This window comes from Micromonospora sp. LOL_023 (assembly GCF_048060115.1).
In the GTDB taxonomy this organism is placed as follows: Bacteria; Actinomycetota; Actinomycetes; order Mycobacteriales; family Micromonosporaceae; genus Micromonospora_E.
In genome coordinates this window covers 32,262-45,377 of the sequence record NZ_JBHMIM010000054.1, presented here as the reverse complement: position 1 = coordinate 45,377, position 13,116 = coordinate 32,262, and the positions used below count along the sequence as shown (strand labels likewise).

The window sequence follows — 13,116 nt, the reverse complement described above, 5'->3', positions numbered from 1 at the left end:
GAGGGCGGACTCTGTAATGGCAAGCGCGCGCTGCAGAAGCGGGATTGCCTCGGCCGCCCGGCCAAGATCCCGGTACACAGCCGCTAAGTTGCTGAGACGGATGGCAGTGTCGGGATGATCGGGTCCGAGGGCGGACTCTGTAATGGCAAGCGCGCGCTGCAGAAGCGGGATTGCCTCGGCCGCCCGGCCAAGATCCCTATACGCAGCCGCCAGATTGCTCAGCCTTGCACCATAATCAGGATGATCTCCTCCGAGCGTGGATTCGCTGATGCTTACCGCACGTTGCAGCAGCGGAATTGCTTCCGAAGCGCGACCTAGGGCGTGGAGGGTAACTGCGAGATTGCTAAGCCTCGTAGCAACATCGGGATGATGATCACCGAATATTTCCTGGCTCACAAGTAAGGCGCGCTCCTCGAGCGGAAGTGCCTCGGATTCCCGTCCCAAGGAATAGAGGATAGCCGCAAGATTTCCAAGTCGAATCGCTACCTGAGGATGATGCTCGCCGAAAGCTGTAACAGTGCTCTCGAGTGCTCGGCGTTCTAAGGGCAAAGCTTCGCTTGCCTTGCCCATTGAATAGAACGCCGTTGCTAGGTCGCTGAGGCGTTCGGCGACTTCTGGGTGATCGGGCCCTAACGCAGCTTCACTGATTGTCATCGCTCGTTGCAGGAGGGGAATCGCTTCCGAGGTGCGTCCCTGGTCTCTGTACGCCGTTGCTAGGTCGCTGAGGCGTTCGGCGACTTCTGGGTGATCGGGCCCTAACGCAGCTTCCGCCTCAGTCAATAGTAGATTCTTTTGTTCGATGTCTCCGTGTGCCGAATCAAACCTTCCGTGGTTGTAGGCAACGATGTCTCTGCCGACGAAGACCGCCGACGAACCGGTGTTGACGAAACCGTAGTTCACTGAGGCGGCTACGGATCGGTCACCGGAGGCCGCTATCCTTGGCGTTGATCGATCATCTGGCATGAAATTGTTTGACTCCCTTCCGCATTTATCAGTGGGTACCCCCCCACTCGTACCGATCGCAACCGTTGCCGCGACGAGCATCAACCCGACCTCGTCGTCGACCACCCCAGCATCTACCACCGACACTAGCTGTGGCCGCTACCCGACCGCCGCCACCAGCGACCAGAGCAGGACGCTCGCTCACGATACTGACTGTGATCAAAGCAGCACAGGGACGATCATCCAGTAGCCCATCCGCTCATCGGCAGATCAGCACGTCGAGGAAACGGCCGACTCAGCAACACCCGTCACGCAACGTCACCAACTTTGACCGTCGCCATGCCGCGGGGTCAGCTGCCGTGCGTAGGTCGAGACCGACCGACGTCCAATGCATCGACGCGGTCGACACCGACGGCACCGTCTACGTCCTCACCCGCATGCCGGGAACCGCCGAAGGCCTTGTCGCGACCGTCGTCGACCCCTGCGACAACGGAGCCATCACCCTGCTCCGCCGCCTGATCGCCCCCACCTACCCCGGCGGCGGCACCAACCCCTTACCCCCGCCACACCACCGATCCGCACTCGCGGCCCGAAGCACGGCGTCACCGGCGGTCGACACACCATCTCCGCCGCCCGCCCTCACTGGCTTGTCGCCCACACGAGCCGGTCGCGGACCGAAGCCGCCGCGCGGGAAGCCTCCGCATCGAACTCTCACGTCAGGAACATCCCATGTCTGATACGGCAACCCAACACGCCTTCGACGTCGGCAACCGCGCGTACCAACGCCTGCTGGCGATCGCCCCCGAGCACCTCGACGTCGCTGTATGGTCGCCGCTGGCCCGGCCGACAGCGCCGCGACCTGTCTGATCCTGTTCGATCGAGCACACCGTTGTCTGGTGGCCGTCGGTCCATTCACTACACAACAGGATGCGGATGACTGGAAGCCGCAACCCGATCAGCAGGCATCCCGGTCCGCGATTACGCTCCGGCCAGCGCCGTGCGACGGCGGTTAGCGGCCGACAGCACACCGGATGACGGGCGGGGCACTTCGCGGTGCCCCGCCTGCCCGAGTGAGAACGGTGGCCCTTTTTTGTTCGCACCGGCTGCTTCCGCGGTCGCGGTGACCGCGTCCGGTCGAGGCTCGCGAACCTATGTTCGTCCGCGCACGCTCGGCCGGCGAAAGCCGGGAGGCAGGTTACGGCGGACGGTTCGCTCCGTCCGGCCGATCCGCCGTGCGATCTCGTCGTACCCCATCCGCGGGTCGACGTCGAGCCAGTAGGCGACGGCGGCGGCTGTCTCGCCCGGGACCTCGGGCGGCTCGCCGTCGTCTCCTGGCGTCGGCGGGTCGTCGTCGGCCGGTGTTGGTGGCTCGTCGCCACCGTCCGCCCGGGCCTGGGGAGCGTGCGGCGGCGGCTCGGGATCGGTGGGAGTCGCGCCCACGGCCGTTGGCGTTGACCCGTCCGGACCGGATCGCGGTGGCTGCGCGCCGTCGCCAGTGTGCTCTTCTGCCGGCTCGGCGGACGGCGTGGGCTGACCGTGGGCGGGAAGGTCGTCGGTGGCTGGCCGGTCCCGCTCGGAATCGGCGGTTGTACGCGGCGTCGGTTCGACGTACGGGTCGCCCGGTGGCTCGTCCGGGCGGGGGAGCGGCTCCGTTGCGGGGCTGGGGCGCCCGGCTCGTGTGCGCCATCGGCCGAGGCGTACCTGCACGGGTCGCTTCGCTGGGGTGGCGATCCGTGTGGGAGTGAGGTCGGCGGCGATGAGGTTGGTGAGGCCGTCGTAGTCGGCGGTGTTCGCCAGGCGAGCGGCGATCTGGTCGAGGTCGTAGACGTGCACGGCGATCGTGGCGGTGGTCGGGTCGACCGTCGCCGCGATCTTGCGGCGGAGGACCTTCGCGATCGCGGCGTCACGCCGCTCGCGGCGTCGTGCGGCGCGTGCCGCGTCGAGTGACCCGTAGAGGCCGAGCCCTGGGTCGGTCTTGGCCATCGACCGGGCGCGGTGGGTGATCAGGGGGTGGCGCAGCCAGTGCCCGACGATCTCGTAGGCCGGTGTGGTCGGCGGAAGCGCGCCGATGGCCCGCAGCCGGTCCCGTCGCACGTTCTCGACGTGCATCAACCAGACCAGGTACCCGAGCAGCGACATGCCGGCGAAGAAGCCACCGAGGAGGTGGTTGTCGTGGGCCAGCCAGTTGAACGTGACCGCGCCGGCCGCGATGGCGGCTGACAGGATCCGGGAGGCGATAGCGCGCTCTCCCAGCCGGCGTCGCACGTCCGCGTTGGCCATCACCACGACGCCGCCCAGTTCCAGCGCGCCGACCGCGGGGATCGCAAGGAGCAGGTGGATGTCGAGCTTCTGCGTCGCTCCCGTGACCTGCCCGGTGAGGGCCACGAGCAGCACGACGACGTAGAAGACCGCCCGCATCTGCCCGGCGCGGCGGACAGCCTGCTCTAGTTGCGTGTCGGGCTGCTCCTCGACCGGTGGACCGTTTCGGGTGGGCGGAGCCCCGGCGGGGGCCTGCCGGACGGGAGCCGGCGGGTGCCAGGTGGTGCCGTTGGCCCGGCCCGGACCCATGTAGCTGTCGATCATGGCGGGGCCTTGCCCTCCCCGCCCACGCGGGGGCCGCGCTGCAGCCGGTTCACCAACGCGCGGGCCAGGGCGGTCGTCTCGTCGCTGGCCTCGGTGTCGATCTCGTCGAGGGACCGGGCGAGCTGACGCTGCAGGTCGCGGATCGCCGCGGGGTCGCCGAGCGCCGCGTGGGCGCGCATGGCAGCCTGGTACAGCGTCTCGGCGTAGGGGCTGTGCCCGATCGCGGTGGTGAGGACGGCGAGCGCGTCGGCGGGTTGGTCGTCGAGTTCCTCGGCCAGCGCGAGGGCGGCGTCGACTGCCTGCCGCTGCACGGCCTCCCGGTACGGCTCGATCCACTCGTACTCTTTGCTGTCGGCGAGCGGACCTTGGTAGGCGTTGACGGCGCGACGCAGCGCGGAGGTCCGGTCGGCGGGGTCGGCGGCCCTGTTCGCCTCGTCGAGGGCGTCGCTCATCCGCCACAGGTCCACGTCGACGGTGTCGCGGTGCAGGATGTACCGGCGGCCGGGGTGGGACAGGTAGGTGGCGGGGCCGCCGGTGCGTTTGAGGACCCGGCGCAGGTTGTAGACGTAGGTGTGCAGCCGGTGCGGGGCCTTGCTGCTCGTGGCCTCCGGCAGCAGGTCTTCCAGGATCGCCTCCTGGCTCGTGGTACCTCCCCGGGCGGCCAGGTAGACCAGTAGTTCCAGGGACTTGCCACGCAACGGCTGTGTGGTGTCGATGTCGACGACGTGGGCGTCCCCGAGCACTCGGACCTCGACCCGCCCGGTTGCGGCGTCGTCGCCGTCGTCGGGTGGGGCGGTGGCGTGCTTTTCGGGTTCGACGCGGTCGTCGTCGGCGGGTGATTCGACGACCGCGCCGTCATCGGGTCGATGATCGGGGGGTGAGGTGGTGGCTGGTGCGTCGTCGGGCTCGGTCGGATCGGTGGGCGGGGCGGTCTCGTCGTCGTTGTGGACCGTCGCGTTGCCGACGTCGGCCGGCTCGGCGTCGGGGGTGGGCGGTGCCGCACGCTCGGCGGGTGCCGGTGGCTGGGGTTCGCCGGTGTGAGACTCGGCGAGAACTCGCAACAGGTCGGCGGCCTCGGTCGGGTCGATGACGGTGAGGCGGCCGACGTCGGCGGGATGCCGGCCGTGCCGGTTCGCGTCGCCTTCGGCGGGGCTGGTGACACCGTCGTCGGCCACGACGACGGTGTCACCGTCGGGCCAGGCGCCGAGCAGGATTCCGTGGATGTCGAGGCGCTGGCCCTGGGCGAGCAGCGCGGCGATGCGGGCGCGTTCGTGGGCGGCGGTGGTGTCGGCGATGAGCACCAGCGGCGGCAGGGGTTCGGCCATCGGGTCCGCGTCCCGCAGGCCGGTGATGGTGTCGACCTCGTAGTCGAAGCACACCCGGGTGCGGTGCAGGGTCTGCTCCTCGAGGAACATCAGGGCGTCGGTGAGCCCGCCGGTGACGGTCAGCCGGGGCGTGTCCGGCACGGTGACGGCGGCGGCACCCAGCAGGGTGGCGAGGGTGCCGGAGGGGATGACGACGTAGCCGCGCCCGTTGGGCTCGTCGAGCCCTCCGGCCGCGAGGGCGGACACCAGGAAGCCTCGCGCCGCCGCCTCGGCGCCCGGTCCGGTCAGACCGAGTCCGGCGGGTGGCCAGACCTCCATCACCGGGCTGGCCAGCGCGGGCGTGACCGGCTCCGGCGGGGTCGCCGTCTGGGCGGCTGCGGGCACGCCGTCGGTCGCGTCCGGCTCGTCCGCGTCGGGATGCGTGATGAGTTCGTCGAGTGGAGTGTCCGCGACCGCCTCCCGGGTCGGCGTCGGGCGGCGCAGGCCGCGACGGATCCGGGTGACCACCTCGGGCATCGGCTCGACAGTCGGGTCATCCAGGCGCAGCCGGGCAGCGGGCGGCCGAGGGGCGTAGCGGCGACGGCGGTGCGCCCAGACGAGCGCGACGGCTCCGAGGATCGCGGCGACAAGTCCCAGGTCCAGCCAACTGCCGGTGCCGATCAAGACACCCGGCGATGGTTCCGGCCCCGGAGGGGGAGCCTGCTGTTCGGACGGCGTCTCGGGGGTGGCCGCCGCAGTTCCAGCCGTTGGTGAGGGATCAGGCGCGGCGGGGGCGGCCGGCGGCTCGGGTTCCACCACGCCGTCATCACCGTCACGGACCGCAGCGGTGGAACTGGGGGACGGGTTCGCGGATGGTGGCTGGTCGGTGTACGGGGGCTGTGTCGACGCTGGAGGGGCGGTAGCGGGTGCTGGCTGGTGCGGTCCCGTGGCGTCGGGGTCGGCAGGTGGCGGTCCGGTCCGTGACGGCGCGCCGGCTGGTGGTGTGGCGTCGTCGGGCAGTTCTAGGGTCCAGCCGGGGTAGATCAGGTTCGGGTTCGTGAGCGTGCCGCCGACGTCGCTGAAGTGGGTGCCCCGGTTCAGGGCGAAGATCTCGGGCCACCTGTTGGCATCACCGAGCCACTCTTGTGCGATCGCCGACAGGGTGTCGCCATGTTTCACCTCGCAGGTGTAGGTCTGCCCGGCCGAGACGAGCGTCATCTGGCCGGCCACCAGCTGGGCTGACACGGTCTCTCCCGCCGCGGTGGGGGTGAGCCGCGCGAGGGTCGCCGGCTGCTCAGCTCGGACACGGAGAGGTTCCGCGAACACCGCTGCCGAGGTGGTGTTGGAGATGGTGTTCGCCGCCGGAGCGGTCGACACGGTGACGCTGGTGCTGTGACCGGTCGCCTCGGCGGCCCGGGTCAGGGTCGGCGCGGCCTGGGCCGCGGTGGCGAGGACGCCGCCGGTGATCGCGGCGACCAGGAGTGCGGCGAGTCCCCTGGCGGGCGCGATGGCGGCGGGCTGGGGGAGGCGGATACCCGCCACCGTCTCGAAGAGCTCCGCGATCAGTGACCAGACCCACGCCGCCCAGGCCACCCAGAGTAGGCACACGATGAGGTTGCCGAGCATGGTGTCGGTCAGTGGCGAGGTCAGGGCCGTGCCGATGTCCTGCATGGTGGGGACCTGGGCGGGTAGAGGCCAGCCGACGTAGCGGATCAGTGCGTACGGAACGCCGGCGGTGAGCAGGACCAGGAGCGCGAGTCCGGCCAGCCTGCGGGCCGTGGCGGCGAGGAATGCGAACACTGGTGCTCCCGGTCGTGCGAGGGGGTTCGGTCAGAGGGGTGCGGTGACGCCGGTCAGCGGGGTGGCGGTCGCCGTCGCCGATACGGGCAGGCTGGTGATACCGACGAGGTGCAGAAGTTGGGTCTGCCGGGTGCCGGTGATGGTCACGGTGACGGTGGTGGTGGTGGCGGACACCGTGACCTGACCGGCGCCGGTCTGCTGGGCGAACGCCCTCGCCGCGGCGGCGGCCTGCGCGGGTTGGAGTTGGACGGTGCCGTTGGCGCGGTAGGTGGCGAGGTCGATCTCGCGGGCACCGGCCCGGGCGGCGGCCTGGGCGACATCGAGCATCCGCACCTTGTCGGACATGCCCAGACCGAGGTCGAGGACCAGGCCGGCGAGGATCAAGACGACAACGACGCCGACGATCGTCCACGGGGTGGTCTGACCCTGGTCATTTCGCGACGCGTTCTGCAGCGCGGTACGCAGGCGCTTCATGGTGTCGACCCGATGTACCGGTCGACGGGCTGCGACGCCGTGCTCGACAACGTCACCGACCCGGGTAGACCCAGGCCGAACAGGTCTTCCAGGTGAACGGTGCACACTACGGTGACGGACACCTGACCGCCCGGGGCCAGGCCGCCGGTGCTGACCGACGTGCTGTGAGGTTGGCACGTCATGGCCCGGCCCTGCAGGGTCGCTGCGGCGGCGTCTCGTCCACCGGCCACCGCGCCGGCGGGAGTCCGAGCGAGGGACGCCTGGCGAGCAGCGGCCGCAGCCGCAGCGTGCACGTCATTGTCGGCCGAGGCGAGCCGCAGGCAGGCGACGATGGCCAGAGCGGCGAGGACCATCAATGGCACGTAGGTCAGCGCGATCTCGGTGGATACCGACCCCTCATCCTCCCGCAACCTGACGAAGCGGCGAGTGCGTAGACGATCGGGGCCCGCTGGCACCCGCGTTCTTCTCACCGGTGGCCTCCTCTGGACAGACCGAGTCCCAGCGTGTCGAGGTCGGGGCGGAACCGTTCGACCGGCGCGGCCACCGTGGTCGACACGCCGAGGGTGAGGAACGGCACGACCTGGGGTGCGGCGGCGCTGATGCGGACGGTGGCGGTGTCGGCGGTGCGGGTCACCTGGATCTGCCGGTCGCTGACCAGAGTGCCGGCGATCTGGGTGAGCACGGCGTCGGCGTCGGCCTGGCCCGCCGCGACAGTGCCGCCCTGCACCCGGGTGGTCTGCAGCGCGTGGTGGGCCGCGTGCTGCACGGCCAACTGCGCCAGGCCCCAGGTCGCGAACTGCACCCCCAGCAGGACCAGCAACATGAGCAGCGGGGCGTAGAGCACCACCTCGGTGGTGGTCGAGCCACGGTCACCACCAGGGCGGCGTCGGCGTCGGGGCGGGTGTGTGGCGGCCATCGTCACAGGGTGATGCCGGTGATCTTCGTGATGATCTTGGACTGGAAGATCGCGTACACCCCGGCGACGAGCAGCACGAGGAACGCGATCCACAGGACCTTCTCGGTGGTTTCGGAACCACGGTCGCCGTCCTCGCATATTTCCCGCATCCGGTCGGTCAGCGCGAGGCGGACGATGGTCAGCATGGCGAATGCTCTGGTCATTGGACTGCTCCCGGGGTTGTTGTGGGTGGAGGAGGCTGTTCGCGTACGACGGCAGACCGTCGGTCCATGAGCTGTTCCACGATGTGTCCACGCGGCCTGCCGCCCAGGGCGGAAGTGATGGGCAGGGCCGGCCTGTCACGTCGCCGCCGTGGGCCGAAGACGGTCGGGATTGCCGACATCGGGTGATCTTCGAGACGAGCGGGCGGAACAAACCCGCTGATGGATTGATGTCTGTCGTGCGATGCGGCAGGCGGGCCGACCACACCCGGGCATGGGGCCTGGGTCCGGTGTGCGGCCGGCGCTCCCGCTGTGGGCGCGCGCACCCGCTGACCGGCGACGTCGCTGGGCCAGCGCGAACCGCTGATCGGCGTGGGGTCACCGGCGTCGCACCAGCGGGACCATCGACCGGATCGCTGTCGCCGTAGGGTGTCCGGATGGACATCCCTGGTCTCGGATCGGTCATCGAGGACGTCGACGGGCGGTACCGCGGCGAGCCTGTCACCGTGCCGGCCCTGGGTGGGGGCACCTGCTCCCTGATGATCGACGGATACGACGACGATCCGGCCAAGGAAGAGTTCCATGCCGCCATCGCCGCGTTCCTCAGCATCGACGAGTCTGTTCTGACCGCCGCGCTGGCGATCTTCGACTACTACCAGGACATCGCGTCCGAGGTCACCGACGGCTCCATGCCGGTGTCGATCTCCCACCCGGACCAGGTCTGGGCGCACATCCGCCCGGTCGAGGTCACCGTCGCGCGGGACAGCTTCCGCGACCGGCACGTGTACGTCGTCGTGGAATGTGACTGCGACTGGGAGCCGGAACATGGACTCCAGATCGTTGTCCAAGCCGGACGGCAGGTCACGAAAGTCGGCCCGTACGACGGCCACTTCACCAACGCCGCCGCCTTCCACCGCGACGACCTCGAAGGCGTCATCTACCACCGGTGGTGACGGGTCCCGTGCGGGTAGCCCTCGCCCACCGTCCACCACCAGTGATCGGCGGACGCCGCCGCCGTCAGTTCCTGAACCCCAGCCATCAACTAGCCTTATCACTGCTTACCTCCCTTCGGTTCCTGCCTGACGAAGCTTCGGAATTGCTGAACCCACGGCTTTCCGGTTAGAACGTGTCGATGGCGGCGACGGCCGGGTAGAGCAGGAAGATCATGTAGCCGATCGCGAGGAGCATCACGGGCATGCTCATGCGTTCGGTGGCGGAGTTGGCTTTGGCTTCGAGGGCGGTTGCCTGGTGGGCGCGCATGGTGGCGGCGCGGATGCCGAGTGAGGTGCGGATGCGGGCGCCTTCGGCGCCGGCGAGCCCCATGGTCGCGGCGAGTTCCTGCAGCTCGATGACGCCGGTTTCCTCACCGAGTTGGCCGAGGGACTGCCAGGGTGGGATCCGCAGCAGCCGGGCGGTGGCGACCGTCCGGTTGAGGCGGTTGGCGGCCCAGCCGTTGGTGTCGGCGCAGGCGTCGTCGAGGGCCTGTTCGAGGCCGGCGCCGCCGGCCAGGGAGATGACGACCAGGTCGAGGACCGCGGACAGGGCGTGGCGGAGTTCGTCGCGGCGTCGTTGCGCTTCGGCGTGGACGGTGGTTTCGGCCAGCCACCATCCGCCGGCACCACCGGCGAGGGATGCCCACAGTGGTATCTGCGCGCTGATGGTGGTGCCGGTGGCGGCGAGCAGCGCGATCACGACGGGTGGGAGCAGCAGACCGGCCAGGACGGCGATGGTCTGGTCGGCCAGGTGCGTGGCAGTGGGCCGCTCGAGGACTTCCAGGTCGGCGCGGGTGCGGACGGTCGGGAGCCCGAGTGCCGTCCATGGCCCGGACAGGATCCGGGTGCGCCACGGCAGCGGCTCGCTGGCGGGGGTGGGCGGGCGGCGCAGGGTGTCGAGGGCGTGTGCGAGGGACGGTCGGGCGGGCCACAGGCCGGTGGCGATGAGCAGCAACCCGAGCCCAGCTGCTGCGCCCGCGATGAGGACGTTGCCGTTCATGTCGACGCCGGCCCCGGGTTGGAGCCGTCGAGGATGCGGGGCGGCTGGGGAATGCGGGAGGCGTGGGCCAGCCACCAGAATCCGGCGGCGTAGATGCTGCCGACGGTGAGGAGGACCATCTGCCCGGTGAGGGTGCTGTACGGGGTGAGGAAGCCTCGGTTGAGCACGATGAGGCCGGCGACCATGACCACGCAGGTGCCGGTGATGACCCGCGCCGCGGTCCGGGTGGTGGCCCGAGTGGTGGCGACCCGCATCCGGATCTGCGCCTGCTCGCGGGCGGTGGCGGCCAGGCTGGTCAGGCTCTCGGTGAGCTGGCCGCCGTGGTGGCCGGCGGCCTGTGTCAGGGCGCGTACGACGAGGTCGGCGGTGGGGTCTGCGAGGTCGGCGGCGAACGCGCGCAGCGCGTCGGGTAGTCGCACCCCGCCGCGTACCGCCCCTGCGAGTGCCAGCACCTGGGGGCGGATGGGCTGGGGTGTGACCGGGGCGGTGGCGGTGATGGCCTGCTCCAGACCGGCGGCCGATGACAGGGTGTCGCGCAGCAGCTCGGTCCAGGTGGCGATGGCCTCGATCCGGGCGATCGCGCGGGTGTGTTCCCGGTCAGGGCCGAGGACGCGGGGTAACGCCCATACTCCGGCGGCGGTCAGCAGCGCCGCGACCGGCCAGCGGGTGACCACCGCGGCGGCGAATCCGGCGGTGACGGCCGCGATGAGGCGGGTACGGTCGGGCGATGTCCACGGCCTGCGCGCGCGGGTGGTGGGGGTGCCGGGTGGGCGGCGGCGTAGCCCGTCGGTGATGAGGACGAGGCCGGCGGCGCAGCCTAGACCGAGCAGGATCGGCAGCAGGTTCATGCTCACCACCGGTCCCTGTGCAGGAGGTCGGGGTTCAGGCCGGCGGCGGTGAGCTCGTCGAGGGTGTCGGCGCGGATCGGCGCGCCGGGGATCGCGCGGCGGTCGGGGCCGGGTCGGTAGATCTCGTTGGAGGGGACCTGCGTGCCGTCGGTCTCCAGGACCTGGCGGACGGAGGACACGACGCGGGTCCCGTCGGTGGTGACGTCCAGATGGATGATGAAGTCGACGGCCTGGCCGATGAGTACGTTCGCGGCGTCGAAGGTCAGCGTCTCCGGTGCCTGTATGACGTACATGGCCAACCGCGTCAACGCCTGCTTCGATGAGGAGGCGTGCAGGGTGCACATCGACCCGTCGTTGCCCTGCGACATGGCCAGCAGCATCGGCACCGCCTCTGCGCCGCGGGTCTCACCGACGATGACCCGGTCCGGGCGCATCCGCAGACCCCAGCGCACCATCGTCGACATGTCGATGCCGCCGACGCCTTCGAGGTTCGGCTCGCGCTGCTGAAGCGCGGTGGTGTTCGGGTGGGCGTCGATGTCTTCGTCGAGGCCGAGTTCGTAGGCGTCCTCGACGGTCACGATCCGCTCGAGCGGGCTGATCGCCCCGGCGGCGGCGCGCAGCATGGTGGTCTTGCCGACGCCGACGCCCCCGCAGATCACGATGTTCTTGCGGGCCCGCACCAGCGCCGCGATGAGTTCCCGCAGCCCGACGGTGATCTCTCCCCGCGCCCGGAGGTCCTCCAGGTTCACCCGGTGCAGCGTGTTGCGGCGGATCGACAGGCTGGGCCGCTTCGCCACCGCCATCACGGCGAACAGGCGCTGCCCGCCGGGCAGCCGCAGGGACAGGCCAGGAGAGCCGCGGTCGAAACGGCGCTCCTCCTGCCCGCTGCGCGCCGCCGCTGTCCGTACGAGGGCGACCAGGTCGTCGTCGGAGGCGGCGACCGGCGGCACCCGATGCATCTGCCCGTCGGTGGTGCGGATCCACACGTTGTCGCAGCCGTTGGCGAAGATGTCCTCCACCCGCGGGTCGTCGATCAGCCGTTGCAGGCCGCCCAGTCCGGTGAAGCTGTCACGCAGCGCCCGCGCCAGGGCCGCCTCGGCCTGCGGAGTGAGCGGCACACGGCCGGCCGCGATGTCCTCGCGGGCGTGGGCGAGGAGTTCCTCGGCGATGTAGCCGGCGATCACCGTGTGACGTTCGCTGTCGGGAAGCTGCGCGCCGTGGCCGGCGAGGCGGTCGCTGACCCGGGCCCGCAGCCGCGCCACCACGTCCGGCGCGGCCGTGGCTGTGCCGCCGTTGAGGGCCGGGGCGGTCACCGCGCGACCTCCAGCGCCGCACGGGCCGGCTGCCCGCCTGCGGCGAGGGACGCGGCGAGGGCACGCAAGGCTTGGGCGAGGCGGGTGCGTGTCCACGCCTGTCCCGTCATCCGCCCCGCGAGGACGCCAGCTCCCCACCGGTCGGTGGGCAGCTGCGCCCACACCGGGACGCCGAGACGTCCGCTGATCTCCTGCGGGGTGTAGGCGGACCTGCCGGAGATCGCCAGGCCGACGCGATCCGGTCGTGCCGTGGCGCGTAGCGCCGGCAGGCGGGTGTCCAGATGATCCAGGTACTCCGTCGACCCCGAGGCGACCAGCACGACCGCGTCGGCGGAGCGTAGCAGGCCCGACGCGGGGCTGGCGGCGTAGAGGCGGCCTGCGTCGGCGACCACCACCGGTGCCAACCGCGCGACCACGTCGGGCTGGCCGGACAGGACCGACACGGCACCTGCGGCGGTCTCGGCCGCACCCGGCCCGACGAGGACGTGCAAGCCCAGGGGTATCTGCTGCACGTACGGCGCCGCCCCGCCAGCGTGCCCGCCGTGGCGGGCCGCCGCCGCCAGGGACGCCAGCCCGGGTTCCTGCGCCAGCCCGAACCGCGCCGCGACCACCCCACCCGTCGGGTCGGCCTCCACCAGCAGCCCTGGCCTGCCCGGCCACAACGCCGCCAGCCCCAACGCCGCCGTCGACGCGCCCGGCGCGCCGGACGCCGACGCCACCACCACCAACATCTCCCACGCCTCC

General features: G+C 70.8%; 13 protein-coding genes. 2 read left to right on the top strand and 11 right to left on the bottom strand.

The annotated features are described in order from the left end of the window. Positions 1-900 (bottom strand): tetratricopeptide repeat protein (locus ACFHVL_RS24790; protein WP_416630836.1); only part of this gene is annotated, 900 nt, incomplete at its 3' end. A gap of 771 nt (positions 901-1,671) precedes the next feature. Between ACFHVL_RS24790 and ACFHVL_RS24785 the strand changes: the two genes are divergently transcribed. Continuing rightward, positions 1,672-1,809 (top strand): hypothetical protein, encoded by a 138-nt coding sequence (locus ACFHVL_RS24785; protein WP_416630835.1) that lies wholly within the window; start codon positions 1,672-1,674, stop codon positions 1,807-1,809. A 282-nt stretch (positions 1,810-2,091) separates the two neighbouring features. Here the strand turns inward: ACFHVL_RS24785 and ACFHVL_RS24780 are convergent, their stop codons facing one another. The 6 genes from ACFHVL_RS24780 to ACFHVL_RS24755 are packed head-to-tail and all read right to left on the bottom strand — an operon-like array spanning position 2,092 to position 8,222. Then, the gene (locus ACFHVL_RS24780; RefSeq protein ID WP_416630834.1) at positions 2,092-3,525 is read right to left on the bottom strand and encodes a hypothetical protein; all 1,434 of its coding nucleotides are present in this window, start codon (positions 3,523-3,525) and stop codon (positions 2,092-2,094) included. Beyond that, complete coding sequence (locus ACFHVL_RS24775; protein WP_416630833.1) at positions 3,522-6,629, bottom strand: BTAD domain-containing putative transcriptional regulator; 3,108 nt, start codon at positions 6,627-6,629, stop codon at positions 3,522-3,524. The genes ACFHVL_RS24780 and ACFHVL_RS24775 overlap by 4 nt, the downstream gene beginning before the upstream one ends. 30 nt (positions 6,630-6,659) lie before the next feature. Continuing rightward, positions 6,660-7,103 carry a pilus assembly protein TadG-related protein gene (locus ACFHVL_RS24770; RefSeq protein ID WP_416630832.1) on the bottom strand — a complete coding sequence of 148 codons (444 nt, stop codon included), beginning with the start codon at positions 7,101-7,103 and terminating at the stop codon, positions 6,660-6,662. Next, positions 7,100-7,558: a hypothetical protein gene (locus tag ACFHVL_RS24765; protein WP_416630838.1), complete on the bottom strand. Its 459-nt coding sequence runs from the start codon at positions 7,556-7,558 to the stop codon at positions 7,100-7,102. The genes ACFHVL_RS24770 and ACFHVL_RS24765 overlap by 4 nt, the downstream gene beginning before the upstream one ends. An 11-nt stretch (positions 7,559-7,569) precedes the next feature. Next, positions 7,570-8,019, bottom strand: coding sequence for a TadE/TadG family type IV pilus assembly protein (locus tag ACFHVL_RS24760; protein ID WP_416630831.1), 450 nt, complete (start codon positions 8,017-8,019; stop codon positions 7,570-7,572). Between the two features lie 2 nt (positions 8,020-8,021). Beyond that, a complete protein-coding gene (locus ACFHVL_RS24755; protein ID WP_416630830.1) occupies positions 8,022-8,222 on the bottom strand; it encodes a hypothetical protein in 201 nt (66 codons plus the stop codon). A gap of 434 nt (positions 8,223-8,656) precedes the next feature. Here ACFHVL_RS24755 and ACFHVL_RS24750 point away from each other — a divergent pair, with 434 nt between their 5' ends. Further along, on the top strand, positions 8,657-9,172 hold the full coding sequence (locus tag ACFHVL_RS24750; RefSeq protein WP_416630829.1) for a DUF6985 domain-containing protein: 516 nt from the start codon (positions 8,657-8,659) through the stop codon (positions 9,170-9,172). Between the two features lie 166 nt (positions 9,173-9,338). On the opposite strand, the gene ACFHVL_RS24745 is transcribed toward ACFHVL_RS24750, so the two are convergent. Genes ACFHVL_RS24745 through ACFHVL_RS24730 form a run of 4 tightly spaced genes read right to left on the bottom strand, consistent with a single transcriptional unit; the run spans position 9,339 to position 13,103 of the window. Beyond that, the gene (locus ACFHVL_RS24745; RefSeq protein ID WP_416630828.1) at positions 9,339-10,211 is read right to left on the bottom strand and encodes a type II secretion system F family protein; all 873 of its coding nucleotides are present in this window, start codon (positions 10,209-10,211) and stop codon (positions 9,339-9,341) included. After that, positions 10,208-11,059 carry a type II secretion system F family protein gene (locus ACFHVL_RS24740; protein ID WP_416630827.1) on the bottom strand — a complete coding sequence of 284 codons (852 nt, stop codon included), beginning with the start codon at positions 11,057-11,059 and terminating at the stop codon, positions 10,208-10,210. Before ACFHVL_RS24740 ends, ACFHVL_RS24745 begins: the two co-directional genes overlap by 4 nt. Before the next feature lie 2 nt (positions 11,060-11,061). Further along, positions 11,062-12,372, bottom strand: a complete 1,311-nt coding sequence (locus ACFHVL_RS24735) for a CpaF family protein (RefSeq protein WP_416630826.1) — start codon at positions 12,370-12,372, stop codon at positions 11,062-11,064. Continuing rightward, positions 12,369-13,103: a hypothetical protein gene (locus ACFHVL_RS24730; protein ID WP_416630825.1), complete on the bottom strand. Its 735-nt coding sequence runs from the start codon at positions 13,101-13,103 to the stop codon at positions 12,369-12,371. Before ACFHVL_RS24730 ends, ACFHVL_RS24735 begins: the two co-directional genes overlap by 4 nt. Positions 13,104-13,116 lie beyond the last annotated feature (13 nt).

Excerpts from the sequence above, each read along its gene's own strand:
- ACFHVL_RS24785 (WP_416630835.1), top strand. The coding sequence starts at position 1,672 with ATGTCTGATACGGCAACCCAACACGCCTTCGACGTCGGCAACCGCGCG.
- ACFHVL_RS24780 (WP_416630834.1), bottom strand. The coding sequence starts at position 3,525 with ATGATCGACAGCTACATGGGTCCGGGCCGGGCCAACGGCACCACCTGG.
- ACFHVL_RS24770 (WP_416630832.1), bottom strand. The coding sequence starts at position 7,103 with ATGAAGCGCCTGCGTACCGCGCTGCAGAACGCGTCGCGAAATGACCAG.
- ACFHVL_RS24760 (WP_416630831.1), bottom strand. The coding sequence starts at position 8,019 with ATGGCCGCCACACACCCGCCCCGACGCCGACGCCGCCCTGGTGGTGAC.
- ACFHVL_RS24755 (WP_416630830.1), bottom strand. The coding sequence starts at position 8,222 with ATGACCAGAGCATTCGCCATGCTGACCATCGTCCGCCTCGCGCTGACC.
- ACFHVL_RS24750 (WP_416630829.1), top strand. The coding sequence starts at position 8,657 with ATGGACATCCCTGGTCTCGGATCGGTCATCGAGGACGTCGACGGGCGG.
- ACFHVL_RS24745 (WP_416630828.1), bottom strand. The coding sequence starts at position 10,211 with ATGAACGGCAACGTCCTCATCGCGGGCGCAGCAGCTGGGCTCGGGTTG.
- ACFHVL_RS24740 (WP_416630827.1), bottom strand. The coding sequence starts at position 11,059 with ATGAACCTGCTGCCGATCCTGCTCGGTCTAGGCTGCGCCGCCGGCCTC.
- ACFHVL_RS24730 (WP_416630825.1), bottom strand. The coding sequence starts at position 13,103 with ATGTTGGTGGTGGTGGCGTCGGCGTCCGGCGCGCCGGGCGCGTCGACG.